12 protein-coding genes and 1 pseudogene are annotated in these 17276 nt (G+C 67.3%); 11 read left to right on the top strand and 2 right to left on the bottom strand.

The features are described from left to right. From A9X04_RS21675 to eccCa, 10 genes and pseudogenes are all read left to right on the top strand, one after another. Nucleotides 1-1226 (top strand): CCA tRNA nucleotidyltransferase (locus tag A9X04_RS21675; protein ID WP_067924832.1); only part of this gene is annotated, 1226 nt, incomplete at its 5' end. A gap of 36 nt (nt 1227-1262) precedes the next feature. Next, complete coding sequence (locus tag A9X04_RS21680) at nt 1263-1760, top strand: pullulanase (protein ID WP_369828990.1); 498 nt, start codon at nt 1263-1265, stop codon at nt 1758-1760. A 101-nt stretch (nt 1761-1861) separates the two neighbouring features. After that, on the top strand, nt 1862-2191 hold the full coding sequence (locus A9X04_RS21685; protein WP_067924836.1) for a DUF2563 family protein: 330 nt from the start codon (nt 1862-1864) through the stop codon (nt 2189-2191). 419 nt (nt 2192-2610) lie between these two features. Then, the gene (locus A9X04_RS29945; RefSeq protein WP_082975172.1) at nt 2611-3177 is read left to right on the top strand and encodes a hypothetical protein; all 567 of its coding nucleotides are present in this window, start codon (nt 2611-2613) and stop codon (nt 3175-3177) included. 1447 nt (nt 3178-4624) lie between these two features. Beyond that, a pseudogene (locus A9X04_RS31690) lies at nt 4625-4858 on the top strand (DUF5632 domain-containing protein); the annotation flags it as partial. Nucleotides 4859-4897: 39 nt separating this feature from the next. Next, nucleotides 4898-5305 (top strand): DUF5631 domain-containing protein, encoded by a 408-nt coding sequence (locus A9X04_RS31695; RefSeq protein WP_231985793.1) that lies wholly within the window; start codon nt 4898-4900, stop codon nt 5303-5305. A gap of 154 nt (nt 5306-5459) precedes the next feature. Beyond that, complete coding sequence (locus A9X04_RS21690) at nt 5460-6434, top strand: hypothetical protein (RefSeq protein WP_197509283.1); 975 nt, start codon at nt 5460-5462, stop codon at nt 6432-6434. A 187-nt stretch (nt 6435-6621) separates the two neighbouring features. Continuing rightward, nucleotides 6622-7452: a transglycosylase gene (locus A9X04_RS21695; RefSeq protein ID WP_067924855.1), complete on the top strand. Its 831-nt coding sequence runs from the start codon at nt 6622-6624 to the stop codon at nt 7450-7452. 2 nt (nt 7453-7454) lie between these two features. Beyond that, the gene (eccB, locus tag A9X04_RS21700; RefSeq protein ID WP_067924840.1) at nt 7455-8942 is read left to right on the top strand and encodes a type VII secretion protein EccB; all 1488 of its coding nucleotides are present in this window, start codon (nt 7455-7457) and stop codon (nt 8940-8942) included. Nucleotides 8943-8944: 2 nt separating this feature from the next. Next, a complete protein-coding gene (eccCa, locus tag A9X04_RS21705; protein WP_067924842.1) occupies nt 8945-13150 on the top strand; it encodes a type VII secretion protein EccCa in 4206 nt (1401 codons plus the stop codon). Here the strand turns inward: eccCa and A9X04_RS21710 are convergent. Continuing rightward, a complete protein-coding gene (locus A9X04_RS21710; RefSeq protein WP_369828991.1) occupies nt 13131-15974 on the bottom strand; it encodes an RND family transporter in 2844 nt (947 codons plus the stop codon). The two genes, eccCa and A9X04_RS21710, sit on opposite strands and share 20 nt — an antisense overlap. A gap of 10 nt (nt 15975-15984) precedes the next feature. After that, complete coding sequence (locus A9X04_RS21715) at nt 15985-16365, bottom strand: hypothetical protein (protein ID WP_067924849.1); 381 nt, start codon at nt 16363-16365, stop codon at nt 15985-15987. Nucleotides 16366-16499: 134 nt separating this feature from the next. Here A9X04_RS21715 and A9X04_RS21720 point away from each other — a divergent pair. Continuing rightward, nucleotides 16500-17276, top strand: a 777-nt coding sequence (locus A9X04_RS21720) for a histidine kinase (protein ID WP_197509284.1), incomplete at its 3' end; no start/stop codon positions are given.

The following is a 17276-nucleotide window of genomic DNA, read 5'->3' on the forward strand; positions in this document are numbered from 1 at the left end:
TGCGGCGCTGGGCCGACCACTTGTGGGACACCGGCATTGAGTTCGGCACCATCGGGGTCGGCAAGGGTGAACACCGCCTGGAGATCACCACGTTTCGCGCCGACGCCTACGACCAGGTGTCGCGCAAACCCGCGGTGCAATACGGCGAGCGCCTCGAGGACGATCTGGTGCGCCGCGATTTCACCGCGAACGCGATGGCCGTGCGCATCACGCCGGACGGGCCGGGCGAATTCCTCGATCCCCTCGGCGGTTTGGCGGCCCTGCGCGATCGGGTGCTCGACACCCCGGCCGCACCCGAGGTGTCCTTCGGCGACGACCCGCTGCGGATGCTGCGTGCGGCCCGGTTCGTCTCGCAGCTCGGCTTCGCCGTCGCGCCGCGGGTGCGCGAAGCGATCGAGGCGATGGCCCCCGAGCTGGCGCGGATCAGCGCCGAACGGGTGGCCGCCGAGTTGGACAAGCTGCTCCTCGGCGACGACCCGGTGTCCGGCATCGACCTGCTGGTGCAGACCGGGATGGGCGAGGTCGTGCTGCCCGAGGTCGGCGGCATGCAGATGGCCATCGACGAACATCACCAGCACAAGGACGTCTACCAGCATTCGCTGACGGTGCTGCGGCAGGCGATCGCGCTGGAGGACGACGGCCCGGACTTGGTGCTGCGCTGGGCCGCGCTGCTGCATGACATCGGCAAGCCCGCCACCCGGCGGCACGAAGCCAACGGCGGCGTGAGCTTCCACCACCACGAGGTGGTGGGTGCCAAGATGGTGCGAAAGCGGTTGCGGGCGTTGAAGTATTCCAAGCAGATGGTCGAGGACGTCTCGCAGCTGGTTTATCTGCATCTGCGGTTCCACGGGTACGGCGAGGGGAAATGGACCGATTCCGCGGTGCGCCGCTACGTCACCGACGCCGGGCCGTTGCTACCGAAACTGCACAAGCTGGTGCGGGCCGACTGCACCACCCGCAACAAGCGCCGGGCCGCCCGGTTGCAGGCCAGCTACGACCGGTTAGAGGCACGGATCGCCGAACTGGCCGCCCAGGAGGATCTGGAGCGCGTGCGTCCGGATCTGGACGGCAACCAGATTATGACGCTGCTCGACATCCCGGCCGGCCCGCAAGTCGGCGAGGCGTGGCGATTCCTCAAAGAGCTGCGCTTGGAGCGCGGACCGCTGACGGCCGAGGAGGCGAGCGCCGAATTGCTGAGCTGGTGGCGCTCGCGGGGGAACCAGTAACGGCGTTGTGCCGTCTGATCTTTCGTGGACTATTGCATGGGTGCCGACGACGGCACGGCGGATATCTTTCACCACGACTTGGACCTCGACCTGGACGGCGACGGCCGGTTTGATGCGTTCGGGCTGGATCTCGACGGTGACGGCCTGCGCGACGACGCGCTCGCGGACCTTGACGGTGACGGCATCGCCGATCACGCGGTGCTCGACCTCGACAACGATGGCACTCCCGAGGCGTACTTCACCGACGACGGATCGGGAACGTGGGGAGTGGCCACGGAACGGGGCCGGCAACTGCGGTGGTTCGGGCTCGACGGTGTCGAGCACACTGGCGGCCCGCTGGTCGACTTCGACGGCCAGGGCGGCGTCAACGACCGACTCTTCGACATCGACGGCGACGGGGTAGCCGACCGGGTGTTGTGCGCCGATGAAGGCGGTGCCATCGGATACGTCGACACCGACGGTGACGGCAAGTGGAATGTCCGGCTGAGTGATACGGACGGCGACGGCTTAGCCGACGGGGCGAGCGCGCTGTAAGACGTGTTGTGGGTGGGTGGAGGCAACGTGAATTGACCACCGCCATGGGGATATTTAGCCTGGTCAGTACACGTTGCCCGATCAGTTCGAAAGGGGTGGCAATGTTCGTCGACACCGTGCTTTTGCACTCCGGAGGCAACGACTCACACCGCGCGGGCGGGCACGCCCAAGAGGGCGCCGACCAACTCGCGCAGGGACCGCTGGGGTCGGGGATGTTCGGTGACTTCGCCGCGGCCGATTCATTCCATTCGGCAGTGACGGCGGCACACACGCAGCACATGCAGACCCTGGAAGGGCATAAGCAGACACTGACCGACGTCGGCGCGAAGGCGCACTACGCTGCCAGGGGATTCACCGACATGGACCAGCACAACGCGGGCGAGCTGCGGGCGGTGCGGCCTGGGGCGAGTACAAGAACTTCACGCATCTGAGCGAAAGCCACCACGCCCCTCCGATCGAAACCGACGGAGCGATGAGAGGCCACCCTGTTGGATCGCGGGGCGCGCCGAACTACCCTTTCCCGGCTGCGCCACGTACCTAGGCTGTGCGGCAAACGACGTTGTGCCAGACCCATGAACGGGTGGCCGCCTGGTGGTGCCCAGGGTAATGCGCCTACGCCTAATCCCAAGTTGGAAGCGAGGGGCGAGTCGTATTTCGACCCTTCAACTGGTCGATCCTTCCGACGCCGCGTTCAGCACCTACAGAGATGGCAGGGACAGCGGGACTGAGACGAGGTCGTAATGACCGGTGAATTGCTGCCTGGGAGCCGTCTGCCCCACTATGGAGCGGGGATGTGCGCGCAATTCCCGACAGATCGTCTCCACACGTTTGTCGGCGGTGAGGAGGGTGCATGGTGGAGAGCCAGCCTTGGGGGCCTGTCGAGGGCCCGACCCCGCAGTCGTCCATTGCAAACCGGCCACCGAGCTATGCTGAGTTGCCTGCGCGCCACTCGCTGCGTTGGCTGGCGATTGCGGTAGTCCTAACCGCCGCGGTGGCCATCATCGCTCTAATTCTGGCCTTAACGCGACCGGCGGACTCTCGCTCGTCGTCCACGACCACGACCACGACCACGACCACGACACCCGCCTATAACAGTGGAGAGACCGCGGCGGCCCAACAAAAGCTCTGCGACACCTACAAACTGGTAGCTCGAGCCGTGCAAGTTGACACGAACGGAAGCGACAAAGCCCTGGCTCGCACCGCCACTACGAACGCAGCCGTCATGCTCGAGAATGCAGCCGCAGACCCAGCCCTCGACGCTAAACACCGTGACACCGCCCGCGCGTTAGCTGCCGCGTACTTAACTGCGACGGCAAAAGCCACGAATGGTGTGGTTTCAGATTCTGAATGGCAGGCCGCGCTCGACGACGTTATAGCCAAAGACGCAGCGATGAAACAGGTATGTGGTGGTGCTTGACCTTCCGCCCGGCAGGTGGACGGCGTTGCTGATCGGTCCATGGTGGTCGGCGCCCTCGACGGCGATGCGCGGCGCCGCACAGCACTGGAGGCAGGCTTGCTTAGAGCAACAGCAGTACTCCCACCAGTTGACCGCCTTTCAGAATTTACTAGCTGCAAATAATCAAGGCCATACCGCAGACGATCTTGTTGCGCGTTTTCACGATGGCGCAAAGTTCCACATGGATGCTGCAGAGAAATATCAAACGAAAGCGGAGGCATTCGATTCCGGCGCAGATGCCATAGATTTCCTCCGAAGCCGTCTGACCGAAATAGCGACTAAGGGTGACCAGGATATAGATCGGATTCTCGCATCGAAAGAGCCGCTACCGCAGCAATTAGCCGAAATACATACGATCCAAGAGAGCTGCAACGCCGACGCAGCGAACGCAAGCCGGGACGCGACGAATAAGATTGTGGGCGCCACGCAGAAAATTCTCGACATCGAAGGTGTCGGAACTGACGCACGAACGTGGGCACGTGAGCACGGCCTCAATATCGACAGCGCTCCACCACCCCAGTCAATCAGTGCGAATGACTTAAAGCCAGCATTCGGAAGTGGCGAACATGGTGGTGGCAGTGAAGTGAAGCATCCATCCGGGCCAGCGATGTCGTTTGGTGTTGCAGAACACGGCGGACAAGACAGTGGCGCTGCGGCCAGTGTGCAAGGTCATGGTGCGCAGGCTGCCTCCCCTGGGGTAGTCGGGGCTGGGTGGCGCGGTAACACAGGGACTCTTCCGGCTTCCCCTTCGCCGAGCACGCCGTTGCCCGGTACCGGTGGATCGGTGGGGTCTGCGATGCCCGGCGTGCCCGGTGGATCGATGGCATCAGTCGGCATGGGACAAGGCAGCGCGCCAAACCTAGCCCAGTCTTTCGCGAGTGGCATGGCGACAGGGCAGCCGGCCGGTGCCGGCGCTCAAGGGATTTCGTCAGGTGCGATCAATGCGATGGAGTCGGGAGGTGGTACACCGCCGCAGTCTGAAACCCCTATGGGGACGGCGCCGGTAACGCCGACCGCGCCTAGCGGGGGGGTTTTCATTCCCGCGAGCAACCCGGTTGACACACCCGCGCCAGCCGCTCCCGCGCCACCGGCCACAGGCACAGCTCCGATCGCGCCAGTCATAACCGGCGGATCGTGGTCCGGAACACCAGCAGCTATAGGCGGGAACCCCGGTGGCCCCGCGGGGCCATTGCCTGCATACGGCTCGGATCTGCGGCCACCGATTGCGGCGCCCCCAGCAATGCCGTCAGTGCCAACGAGCCCGGTATCGGGCGCGCCGGTCGCATCGTCGCCAGGTTCGTCCCCATCAGCGGGTGGGCCGCTGGTTTCTCCGGTCGAGCGTGCGGCTCCCGCAGCCGCCGCCGGACAGGCGGGTGCGAACTCGTCGGGCGCGATCGGCGCATCAGCAATGTCGGCGGCGACCGGCGCGACTGCCGGCACAGTCTCGAGTAGAGCAGCGGAGCAACAGCGGCTGCAGCGGGTTGTCGATGCGGTGGCCCGCCAAGAGCCGCGACTTTCGTGGGCGGCAGGTCTGCGGGACGACGGCACCACCACTCTGCTGGTTACCGACCTCGCTGGCGGATGGATTCCACCTCATGTTCGTCTACCCGCCCACGTGGCCCTGCTTGAGCCTGCCCCGCGCCGGCGAGACGCCACCGTGGTGGACTTGCTAGGGACCGTCGTGGCCGCCGCCGCTCATGAGCACAACACTTACGTCGCCGAATCGGACCCCGAAGCCCCCACCCTGAATGGTGACCGTCCAGCGCGCTCAGCAGCACCCCACGTCGACGAATTGGGGCCTACATTGGTGGAGGCTGTTCGCCGTCGCGACGGTCTGCCACGGATCGCACAAGCAGTCGTCGCCCCGGCTGTGCGGAAAACCGGCGTGCTAGGAAGCGAAGCCGAGCTATTGCGGACATGCATCGGCGATATTCAGCAGTCGACAATGAATGCTTATCCCAATCACGATCCGGCAGCCGTCGGGGATTGGATGCTGCTATCGGCAATCAAGGCCATGATCGATGGGCATGAGTACCTCGCGAATTACCACCTTGCCTGGTTTGCCGCAATCAGCCGACGACGGGCTTGAGAGCGGGGCATCGGCGTACCCAAGGTGATGTTACTGAGGCGCGGAAGTACGAGGTCGCAACGACGTGAATACGTCGTCAGCGCGCCTGTGACAGAATGACAGTGCAACGCGGCAAGCGAAATGGTGACTAGGCCATAGCGATGGGGGTGAAGTCATGACCGGTGATGCGGTACCGGCGTTTCCCCCGAGCCCTGGTGGCGCTCCGATCCGAATCACACCGGAGATCCTGTTGCAGGGACTGGGGATAGTGCCGCCGCCACCGGTGACGATGCCACCCCCGCCGCCGCCGGACCCGTCGCCTGCGGGTGCTGCCGGTGCAGGGCTCTATGCGGCTTCCGGTGCCGGCGTGCCCAAGGATGCGGCCGATAGCGTCCAAGGAGACGCGGACCGTCGAGCGCACGCCGCCGACGCGGCCGCGAAATTTCCCGAAAACGAAGCTCAGTCAGCACAGCAGATGCAAAACGTCGGTCAACAAGCCCCGCAGATGATGCAGCAGATGCTGCAAAGCATCACGGGTGCGCTCGGCGGCGCGGTCGGCGGCATCATGCAGCCGCTGACGCAGCTCCCGCAGCAGGCGATGCAGGCCGGCCAAAGCGCCATCCAGCCGCTGATGAGTGCAGTCCAGGGCGGCGCCCACGGAGCCGGACTGGCAAGCGACGCGCACCTTGTCGACAGCGTCGGCCCGGGCTCCGGAGCCGGCGGCGGCCTGGGCTCGGGCGGTGGCGGCGCGGGCCTGGGCGGTGGCGGCACTACCCCGGCCAGCTCGTTGGGTCCGCCTCCGGTGCCGACGTCATCCCCGCCGACTACCCCCGCCGGGGCGGCCAAGGGCGCGATGATGCCGCCAGTCAGCGGCGCGCCGACCGCGTCGGGGCAGACCGGCATGGGCGGTATGGGGATGATGCCGCCCGGAGCGATGGGCGGCCACGGCGAAGGCGGCAACAAGGAGAAGCCTCCGGAGAAGCGAATCTCGGCGCCCGGCGTGCCCAACGGCCAGCCCGTCAAGGGCCGCCTGACGATGCCGCCGAGCCCGCCGGGGCCCAAGCCCGGTGAGGAGAAACCCACCGTGGTCACCAACCGGCCGCATCGCCGAATCGTCATCATGCCCAACGACGACGAGGCGAAGGAATAACCCGCCTCACTTCGCCAGAAGGTGAGTGGTCGGTCCACGCGCCCGGCAGTAGGGTCGCTACGTAATCGCTCGTTATTGACAGCGGAACTGCCGATTCGTGCATGCTATTGAGTACGGTTTTGCGCGGCCAGAGGGTGTGGGAAAAAAGGGGACCAGGGTGGGGCAGTCATTGACTGATCCGCTGATGATGCACGCGGTGGCGGTCTTGGCCCGCGGCCACGCGCTGTTCGCCGGTGAGGCCGCCGCCGCCCGGGTCGACAAGACGCAGCATCACGCTGTCGTCAGAACCGAAGGCCTACCCGCCGCCGCGGCGCAAAGGTCGACAAACACGCTGAACGAAGTCCGCCAGGCGAGCACCACCGACCGCGCGCTGGCACGAATCATGACCGCGGCGCGCGCCGACCACGCGGACGCGAGGGTGACCACCCGGGCGAACCTCGACGACGCCAAAACCGACGCCGCGTCGACGCCCGACACGCCGATGGCGCGACGTGAAGCCATGGTCCGGATGGCGGCGAGGCTGCGCGCCCAGCACCGCCACATCCTGAACTCGCGCCGGCGGGCACGGCTCCTGGCGCTGCGGCTGCGGCGGCTGCGCTACCGACAGAGGGGGGCGGCGATGCGAGGCGGGCAGGGCAACGGCCGCGGGGCCGTCATGGCGGCGATTCATAAAGCATTGGATATCAAGGGGATTCACGATCCGGCCGCACGTGTCCGCTGGGAACGCGGCATGGATTTGGTCGCTCGCCGCGAATCCAATTACAACGCCAACGCGGTTAACGGCTGGGATTCGAACGCGGCGCGGGGGACACCGAGCAAGGGTGCCTGGCAATTCATCGCACCCACGTTCGCGGCCTATCACGAGCCGGGCACGTCGCGCGATATCCACAACTTGGTGGCGCAGGCGTGCGCGTTCATCAACTATGCGATGGGCCGCTATCACGTCGCCGCGGACGCGTCGAATCTGGCCGATCTGATTCAGCAGGCCGATCCTCGCCGATCACCGAAGGGGTATTGAGCATGCCGCTGAGTTTGTCGAACCGTGACCAGAATTCCGGTCACCTGTTCTACAACCGACGGTTGCGCGCGGCGACCACCCGGTTCTCGGTCCGAATGAAGCACGACGACCGCAAGCAGACCGCCGCGTTGGTGTTGTCGATCTTGCTGGTGGCCATCGCCGCCGGGTGGATGATGTTACTGAACGTGCTGAAACCGACTGGCGCGGTTGGCGAATCGGCGATCATCGGCGACCGCGATTCCGGCGCGATCTACGCCCGCATCGACGGCCGGCTCTATCCGGCCCTCAATCTGACGTCCGCCCGGCTGGCCACCGGCACGGCGAACCCGCCGACGTGGGTCAAGCGCGGTGAGATCGCAAAGTATCCGACCGGGCCCCTGATCGGTATCCCGGGCGCGCCGGCGGCGATGCCGGTGAACCGGGGCGCGATCTCCGCGTGGGCCGTGTGCGACACGGCCGGCCGCCCGCGCAGCGGCGAGAAGCCGGTCGTCACGTCAATCGCGGGCACGCTCAACGGCGGTGACCGCGCGGCACCGCTGGCCGACGACGCCGGCGTGCTCGTGACGTTCGAGGGCAACACGTACGTGATCTGGGGCGGCAAACGTTCGCAGGTCGATCCGGCCAGCAGAGCGATCACCCTCAGCCTGGGCCTGGATCCGGGAGTGACGTCACCGGTGGAGATTTCGCGCGCGCTCTACGACGGGCTGCCGGCGACCGAGCCGCTGCGCGTCCCGGACGTCCCGCAGGCGGGCGCGCCGTCGACGTGGGTCTCCGGCTCGCAGGTGGGTGCGGTGCTGCAGGCCCAAACCGCCGGCGGCGGCAAGCAGTTCTACGTCCTACTGCCCGACGGCGTCCAGAAGATCACCAGCTTCGTCGCCGACCTGCTCCGCAGCGCCAACTCCTACGGGTCGACGGCCCCGCGCGTGGTGACCCCCGACGTGTTGGTCAACATCCCCCAGGTGAGCTCGCTGGACGTCGATTACTACCCGACCAAGCGCCTGAATTTCATTGACACCGCGGCGAATCCGACCACCTGCGTCGGCTGGGAGAAGGGTTCGACGGATCCGCAGGCCCGCGTCGTCGTCTACAACGGGCGGGGGCTTCCGGTGTACTCCTACCTCGACGACCGGATCGTGCACCTGGTGCGCGACGACCGGGACCCGGCGTCGGTGGTCGCCAACCAGGTGCTGGTGCTGCCGGGGGCGGCCAACTTCGTCACCTCGACCAGCGGGGTGATCACGTCCGATTCGCGCGAATCGCTGTTCTGGGTGTCCGACAACGGCGTCCGCTTCGGCATCGCCGCCAACGACGACACGCTGCGCGCCCTTGGACTCGACCCGGCCTCGGCGGTACAGGCGCCGTGGCCGTTGCTGCGCACGTTCGCTGCGGGTCCGGCGTTGTCGCGGGAGGCAGCACTCGTGGCGCGCGACACCGTGCCGGCGCTCGGCAAGGCGGCTGTGGTGACGACATCGGCGAAGGCGGGAGGCTAGGGATGTCCAAGAAAGCGTTTCCCATCAACCGGGTCAGAATCGAACCGCCGAAACCCGTTCGGGTAGCGCCGAGTGCGCCGATCGCCCTGCCGGAGCGCGAGCCCCGCAATATCTGGGTGATGATCGGGGTGCCGGCATTGATCGTGGCGCTGATCGGCACCATCGTCATGCTCTACGTGTCCGGGGTGCGCAGCCTGTCGACCGGGTTCTTCCCCTTGATGGGCATCGGCGCGTTCAGCATGCTGGCGTTCTCCGGACGCTTCGGGCGGGCTCGCAAGATCACCTGGGGCGAAATGGAAAAGGGCCGCCGCCGCTACCTGCGCGACCTGGACTCCAACCGCGACGAGATCCAGAGCGCGGTGTGCGCGCAGCGCGAATGGCAGCACGCGGTGCACTCCGATCCACACGGTCTGGGCGCGATCATCGGCGGCCCGCGGATGTGGGAGCGCGGCCGCGGCGATGCGGATTTCTTGGAGGTGCGGTTGGGGACCGGCGTGCAACACGCCCCGGACTCCGTCTTGTCCGTGACGTGGCCCGACATCGCCTCCGACGAGGAACTCGAACCCGTCACTGGGCAGGCGCTGCGCGATTTCATTTTGGAGCAGCGCAAGATTCGCGACATCGCCAAGGTGGTCAACCTGCGGTCGGCGCCGGGCTTCAGCTTCGTCGGCGAAGACCTGGACCGGCTGCGCTCGCTGATGCGGTCGGTGTTGTGCTCGCTGGCCGTGTTTCACAACCCGCGCGACGTGAAACTGATGGTCGTCACCCGCAATCCCGAGGTGTGGTCGTGGATGGTGTGGTTGCCGCACAACCTGCACGACGAGCTGTTCGACGCCTGCGGCTGGCGACGCCTGGTCTTCGCCACCCCGGAAGAGTTGGAGGAGACCCTCGGCGCCGAGCTGCACATGAAGGGCAAGCGCGGCGCGTGGACACCGCTGGCGGCGGCCAGCCCGACCGCGATGGGTTCGGCGCTCGAAACCGGCGGCGATGCCGTCGATCTGGGACCGCACCTGGTGATCGTCGACGACAACACCGGCAGCCCCGACGCGTGGGAGAGCGTGGTCGGGCAGGTCGGCAAGGCGGGAATTACCCTGCTGCGCCTGGCCTCTCGCGTCGGCACCGGCGTGGGGTTCGCCCAGGACCAGGTGTTCGAGATGGGCGACCGGCACAGCACACCGGTGAACGGCAACGTCAAATTGGGCCGGAACGGCTCAGACGCCGACGGTGAAGACGGGCGCCCGGCGCCGCTGTTACGGGTGCGCGGCAAGTTCTTCGCCCATGCCGACCAGCTGTCGATTCACCGCGCCTACCGCTACGCCCGGGCGATGGCGCGGTGGTCACCGACCAGCCGCAGCGAGATCGCCGACTCGACCGGCGGCGCCGCCGAACTGTTGCGTGGGCTTGGCATCGTCGATCCCCGCGAGCTGGACGTCGACCGGTTATGGGCCGAGCGGCGCGGCCGCGGCGACGAGCGGTGGTGCGAGATCCCGGTCGGCGCGAAACCCACCGGCGAGCTGCAGAACATCATCATCCGCGCGAAAGACTTCGGCGGCTTCGGTTTTCACTCCGTGGTCATCGGCACCAGTGGTTCGGGAAAGTCGGAGTTCTTCCTGTCGCTGGTCTACGGCATCGCGCTGACGCACTCGCCGGAGACGTTCAACGTCATCTTCGTCGACATGAAGTTCGAATCGGCGGCGCAGGACATCATGGGCATCCCGCACGTCGTGGCGGCGCTGTCGAACCTGGGCAAGGACGAGCGCCATCTGGCAGAGCGGATGCGCAGGGTCATCGACGGCGAGATCAAGCAGCGCTATGAGCTGTTCACGTCGGTGGGCGCGCGCGACGCCAACGACTACGAAGAGATCCGGCTGGCCGGACGGGATCTCCCGCCGGTGCCCGTCCTGCTCGTCATCGTCGACGAGTACCTGGAACTCTTTGCCAACCACGAGAAGTGGATCAACCTGATCATCCACATCGGCCAGGAAGGCCGCGGCGCCAACGTCTTCTTCATGCTAGGTGGTCAGCGGCTGGACCTGTCATCATTGCAGAAGGTCAAGTCCAACATCGCGTTCCGGATCGCGCTGCGCGCCGAGTCCGGTGACGACAGCCGCGAGGTGATCGGTTCGGACGCCGCCTATCACCTGCCGTCGAAAGAGAACGGCTTCGCGCTGCTGAAGGTGGGGCCGCGTGACCTCGAACCGTTCCGCTGCTTCTACCTCTCGGCTCCCTTCGTGGTCCCGAAGGGCAAGGAGGTCGCGACCACCGTCGACATGACCTTGACCAAACCGCGCCTCTACAACTGGCAATACCAGCCGCTCGACACGGCCGACGCCGCGGCGCTTGAAGCCGCAGCCGCCGTCGACACCGAACCGGACGAATTCCTCTACCACGACGACGGTTTCAAGCGAAAGAAGATCGTCGACGTGCTGCGCGAGTCGTTGCAGCATGTCCCGCACCGGTCGCCGCGACGGCCCTGGCTCGAGCCGCTGGAAGACCCCCAGCCCGTCGACGTGCTGGTGTCGGCCTACCGCGGCAAGCCCTGGCATGTGGACTACGGCCAGAACGCGGGCCTGATGTTTCCGGTGGGCGTGATGGACATCCCCGAGGAGTCCAAGCAGGTCGTGCACGCGGTCGACGCGCTGCGCAGCAACGTGATCGTGGTGGGCGCCAAGCAGCGGGGCAAGACGACCACGCTGATGACGCTGATGTGCTCGGCGGCAGCGATGTACAGCCCGGCGCGCGTGACGTTCTTCTGCATCGGCGGTGCCACGCTGGCGCAGGCGGCGTCGCTGCCGCACGTCACCGACATCGTGTCACCGAAGGACGCCGAGGGCATCGAGCGCATCCTGAGCAGCATGGACGCGTTGATCGACGCGCGCGAGAATTCGTTCCGGCGCTTGAAGATCGACCTCGACGGTTTCCGGGAGCGCCGGTTCGCGCCGGGCAGCGACGGGCTGGGCGGTACCGACGCCAACGACCCCTTCGGCGACGTATTCGTGGTGGTGGACGACTACGACGACGTGTACTCGAAAGACACCGTCTTGGGGGATCGCATCATCTCATTGAGCAGCCGTGGTCCCGAGTACGGGGTCCACGTGATGTGCAGCGCCGGCGGCTGGATTCACGGGCAGCGGCAGAGCCTGCTGCAAAACGCCACGGCGCGAATCCAATTGCGCCTGGCCGACCCGAGCGAAAGCCAGATGGGACACTCGTCGCTCGAGTCGCGTGACGCCGCGCGGCGGACGCTGAACCGGCCGGGCTTCGGTCTGACGGATAGCCTGCACGAGCTGCGGGTCGGCATCCCTGCCCTGACCGAACCCGCGACCGGGGCGCTGGTCAGCATCGTCGACGTCGGCGGGCGGATCGCCGACGTGGCGGGCGTGACCAAACACGCGACGTTGCAGCGGCTTCCGCAGCGGGTGGAGCTGCGGGCGATCCTCGAATACGAGGCAGCGCATCCCAGTGGCGATGACCTGTCGATCGCCTTCGCCATCGGTGAGCGACACGAACTGGGCCCGGTTCCGCTCAAGCTCCGGGAGAGCCCGGGGCTGATGATCCTGGGCCGGCAGGGCTGCGGCAAGACGCTGTCGCTGGTGTCCATCGGCGAGGCGATCATGAGCCGATTCAGCCCAGAGGATGCACAGCTGACGCTCATCGACCCCAAGACGGCGCCGCATGGGCTGCGCGACCTGAGCGGGCCCGGTTATGTACGCGCGTACGCCTATGACCAGGACGAGATCGACGAGGTGATAACCCAACTCGCGCAGCAGATCTTGCTGCCCCGGCTGCCTCCCAAAGGCTTGAGCCAGGAGGAGCTGCGTGCGCTCAAACCCTGGGAGGGCGCGCGGCATTTCGTGCTCATCGACGACGTCCAAGACCTGCGCCCCGATCAGAGCTACCCGCCCAAACCCCCGGTAGGCGCGGCGTTGTGGAAGCTGATGGAACGCGCCCGGCAGATCGGCCTGCACGTGTTCACCACCCGCAACAGCGCGAACTGGGCGACGCTGCAGATGGATCCGTGGATGAGGTTCCAGAACTCGGCGAAGGTCGCGCAGCTGTATATGGACAACGACCCGCAGAACCGGATCAACCGCGCGGTGCGCGCTCAAGCGTTGCCGCCGGGACGCGGTCTGATGGTCAGCGCCGACGGCGACGTGGAAGGGGTGCTGGTCGGGCTGCCGTCGACCGTCACCGTCCCGCAGCAGTAGCGGCCGGAACAGGCGGCGCCGCAACGGGTTCCACGGAGGCGCCCGCCCGGCGGAGGAGCGTGCGGGGCCACCAGAACCAACGGCCCAGCAGCGCCACGATGGACGGCACGATGAACGCCCGCACCACCAGGGTATCCAACAACAGCCCCACCGCGATGGTGGTGCCGATCTGCGCGATGCTGAGCACACTGCTGCTGAGCAACGCCAGCATGGTCAGGCCGAAGACGATGCCGGCGACAGTGACCACACCGCCCGTGCCGCCGAAGGCGCGAATGATGCCAGTCCGCAGGCCCGCTGACGCTTCCTGTTTGATGCGTAACGCCAGCAGCAGGTTGTAGTCCGCCCCGACGGCGATCAGCGCGATGAACGCGATCGGTGCGACGGCCCAGTGCAGATCGTGGTGCAGCAGGTGCTGCCAGATCAGCACGCTGGCGCCGACCGCCGATGCGTAAGAGGTAACGACGGTCCCGACGACGACCAGGCCGGCGACCGGGCTGCGCAGCATCGCAGTGACGATCAAAAAGATGAGGACCAACGCGGCGCCCACGAGCAGCTTGACGTCCCCGGCGACGAAGCGCTGCAGGTCGGCGGTCACCGGGCCGACGCCGGCGAGGTCGACCTCGGTGGGGGTCAGGGTGCCTTCCTTGGTGGCCTCCTTGATGGCGGCCCGCACCTGATCTGCCCGCTTGGCCCCGTCAGCACCCCACTCCGATCCGTCGCCGTACACCAACAGGTATGCGGCACAGCCGTTCTCGGAGATCAGCTGGCCCAGCGCGGTGGCGTAGCGTGGATCGGTCAGCGCCCGTTGGGGCAGGTAGAAATCGGCCGCCGCACTGCCCCGGAACTGTGTCGCGATCTCGTCCAGGTAGTCGGTCAACTGCCGCATCTGGGGTCCGAGCGTGTCGGTCAGGCCAAGCAGATCGTGGGTGGCCGAACGCGCTCGTGCCAGCGCGTCTTTCATGGACGCGATGCTCCGCGGAAGCCCGGACATCGCGGCGGCGGCCGTGCTCGAGCCGCTGGTCAGTTCCGCGGCGCCGGCCCTGAGGCGGCTCGAGGTCTGCACCAGGCCGTCGACCGGCTGGAGCACGCGGTCCACCGTCGAGCAGATCGGGTTGGCGGCGCAGTCGGGGGTTCGCCCGACGATGTCGCGCAGCGGGTCAAGGTAACCCGAGACCGTCGTGACGTTGTGCTGCAACCCGTCCATGCCGGCGCGCATGTCCTGCGCCGCGCCGGAGACCTCGGCCAGTCCCGTACCGCCGCCGCGCAATCCGTTGCCGAGGCCCTCCACCGCACGCTGGGTCTGCGCCAGCGCGTCGTCGAGTTCGGAGACTCGCCTGAGGCGCTGGGAAAGCGAGTCCATGGTGTCCCCGAACTGGCGGCCGAGCACCCCGGCCTGATAGCTCAGGGTGGCCTGTTCGGGCACCGTGCCGTCGGGGCGGCTGGCGGACTGCACCGCACGGACGCCCGGCACGGCCATGATGTGGCGGGTGATTCGCTCGATGGCGATCAGGCCGGCCGGGTTGCGCAGGTCGTGGTCGGCTTGGATCGCGATGACGTCGGGCAGCAGCGCGTTGGCCGCGAAATGGCGGTCGGCGGCGACATATCCGCGATTGGAGTCGGTGGCCGACGGCGTGGCGGCGGGTTCGTCGAAGCCGATCCGCATGCTCGCCAGCGGTAGCGCGGCCAGCAGCGTCAACGCGCCCGCCGTGACCAGGATCGGACCCGGCCACCGGGCGACGGCCGTCCCGACGCGGCGCCAGCGCCGAGCCGTGGTCGACGGGCGCGGTTCGAGATAGCCTCGGCGTATGGCCAGGCTCATCAGGGCCGGCGTCAGGGTCAGCGCAGCGAGCATGGTCGCCAGAATGCCGATGGCACAGGGCAGCCCGGCGCTGCGGAACGAACCCACCTGGGCGAACACCAGGCAGGCCAGCGCCACCGACACGGTCAGTGCCGACCCGATCACGACGGGCGCGATGGAACGGTAGGCCTCCGCCAGTGCCTGGGGCGGCGGGACGCCGTGGCGGCGGCCCTCGTGGTAGCGGCCGACCAGGAAGATCGCGTAGTCGGTGCCGGCGCCGAGCGTCATGGCCGCCATGAGTGCAACCGAAAATAGCGACACCTCAACCACATTCGCCTGCCCGAGGGCGGCGACGACGGCGCGGGCCAGTGCTAGTGCCAGACCGACGGAGATCAGCGGGATCGCGGCCGCGATCGGCGATCGGTATACGACCAGCAGGAGAAGCAGGATGAGGCCGATGGTGGCGGCGGTGATGCCGAGCATCTGTCGATCGATCGCGGAGAATTCGTCGACGATCGTCGCACCGGGCCCGGTGACATGGACTGCCAGGCCCGCCGGCGGTGAGAGGTTCCGCACGGTGGCGCGGACCGCGTTGACCGAATCGCGCGCCTGGGCCGTGCCGAGCATGCCGGCCAGCCGCACCATGACGCTGACGGCCCGTCCGTCCCGACTCTGCGCGCCGGCGGCCGTGGTGGGCTGCGACCACAGGTCGGTCACCGCGTACACGTGACGCCGGTCGGAAGTCAGGGCCGTCGTCATCGCGTCGTAGAACCGGCGGTCGCCCGTCGTCAGCGTCTGATTGCGTTCCAGCACAACGTAGACGAAGTTGTTGCTCGGGGTCTGACCGAACAACTCGGCGGCCCGCGACGCGGCGACTGCGCTGGGTGCGTCGGTGGGCATGAACGATCGGGCGTGCGAGTCGACGACCCGTTCCAGTTGCGGGACAACCACATTGGCGGCCGCGGCCGCCAGAACCCACATGCCGACGACCAGCACCGCGTAGCGGCCGGTGAGCCGCTTCAGCATTCCCCGTCCGTCATGCAACGGTCTGCCGATCGCCGGACGGGCCGCCGAAGAGGCCCACGGCGACGTGCTCGCCCCGAGACAGGGAACGCAGCCGCAGTGATTGCCGCGAGCCGATCCGCACCAGGGCGTGCAGGCCGGGCTCAGCGGCCTCGAGATTTGCCCGCACCTGCTCGGCCGCCACGCCCTCGTGTACGGCCTGGTCCAGCTTGGCCACCAGCATGGTGATCCAGCGCTGTCCCAGCGACAGCAGCAGGCCCTCCTCGTCGCCGAAAAGCCTGGGCACCTCGGGTGAGCCGGCGACCGACGCAAGCGCCGCCTCGGGATCGGTCTCGGCGGCTTTGATCACTTCGGCCATGAAGGCCATCCGGTCGTGCAGCAGTGTCCATGTCATGACTGGAACGCTAGGAAGGCGACCGGGCGGTGCGCGTCGTGCCGAGGTGCAGTCTTTATCCCCTACCACGGTAGGAGGCGATTGCCACCCACGGCATGATGTGCGCTGGTGGCGCGCCCTTCTACGATTGGATGATGTTGCGTGCCGCAACGAGATATGTTCGCGAACAGCTGCGCCGCCGGGGCGAGCTGATCCCCGTCGGTCTGACCTGGGCGTCGTTCATCGCCGTCGATGTGAGCCATGTCGGTGGCGCGGTGATCGCGATCCTGCAGCGCCCCTTCGCGGATCTGCCCGTCGGGTTGGCCGCGTTCGCGGTGTCCATCGCGCCGACGCTGGTGTTCTTCTTTCTGAACACGAAGCTCAGCCCGGGGCTGATGTGGGCGACCTGGATGACGGCCACCGCCATGATGCTGTTCGGCACGTCGACACCCATTCACGCCGATTTCGCCCCGGCGCTGCTGGTGCTGCTGGTGTTGTCCATCGCCACGTTGAGCTCCATCGCGGTCGGCCTGTTGTCCGCCGCGTCGGTGGCCGCGCTGCTGCTCGCCGCGTCCGCACTGCACCGGCTGGACGCGGTGGGGCTGTACCTGGCTTTCGTCGGCGCGGGGTGGCTCCTCGGTTACGTGATGCGCACGCAACGGCTGTTGCTGGCCGAACAGATCGAGGCTCAGAAGTTGTTGGCCGAGCACGCGGCGGCCGACGAGCGGCGGCGCATCGCCCGGGAGGTGCACGACGTCATCGCCCACTCGCTGAGCATCACCCTGCTGCACGTGACCGGCGCGCGTCGAGGGCTGCAGCAGGACCGTGACGTCGATGACGCGGTCGACGCGCTGGAACAGGCCGAACGTCTGGGCCGGCAGGCGATGGCCGACATCCGGCGGACCGTCGGGCTGCTGGACGGCTCCCCGACG

The organism is Mycobacterium sp. E3247, assembly GCF_001667785.1.
In the GTDB taxonomy this organism is placed as follows: Bacteria; Actinomycetota; Actinomycetes; order Mycobacteriales; family Mycobacteriaceae; genus Mycobacterium.

Excerpts from the sequence above, each read along its gene's own strand:
- A9X04_RS21685 (WP_067924836.1), top strand. The coding sequence starts at position 1,862 with ATGTTCGTCGACACCGTGCTTTTGCACTCCGGAGGCAACGACTCACAC.
- A9X04_RS21680 (WP_369828990.1), top strand. The coding sequence starts at position 1,263 with ATGGGTGCCGACGACGGCACGGCGGATATCTTTCACCACGACTTGGAC.
- eccCa (WP_067924842.1), top strand. The coding sequence starts at position 8,945 with ATGTCCAAGAAAGCGTTTCCCATCAACCGGGTCAGAATCGAACCGCCG.
- A9X04_RS21710 (WP_369828991.1), bottom strand. The coding sequence starts at position 15,974 with ATGCTGAAGCGGCTCACCGGCCGCTACGCGGTGCTGGTCGTCGGCATG.
- eccB (WP_067924840.1), top strand. The coding sequence starts at position 7,455 with ATGCCGCTGAGTTTGTCGAACCGTGACCAGAATTCCGGTCACCTGTTC.
- A9X04_RS29945 (WP_082975172.1), top strand. The coding sequence starts at position 2,611 with ATGGTGGAGAGCCAGCCTTGGGGGCCTGTCGAGGGCCCGACCCCGCAG.
- A9X04_RS21715 (WP_067924849.1), bottom strand. The coding sequence starts at position 16,365 with ATGACATGGACACTGCTGCACGACCGGATGGCCTTCATGGCCGAAGTG.
- A9X04_RS21695 (WP_067924855.1), top strand. The coding sequence starts at position 6,622 with ATGCACGCGGTGGCGGTCTTGGCCCGCGGCCACGCGCTGTTCGCCGGT.
- A9X04_RS21690 (WP_197509283.1), top strand. The coding sequence starts at position 5,460 with ATGACCGGTGATGCGGTACCGGCGTTTCCCCCGAGCCCTGGTGGCGCT.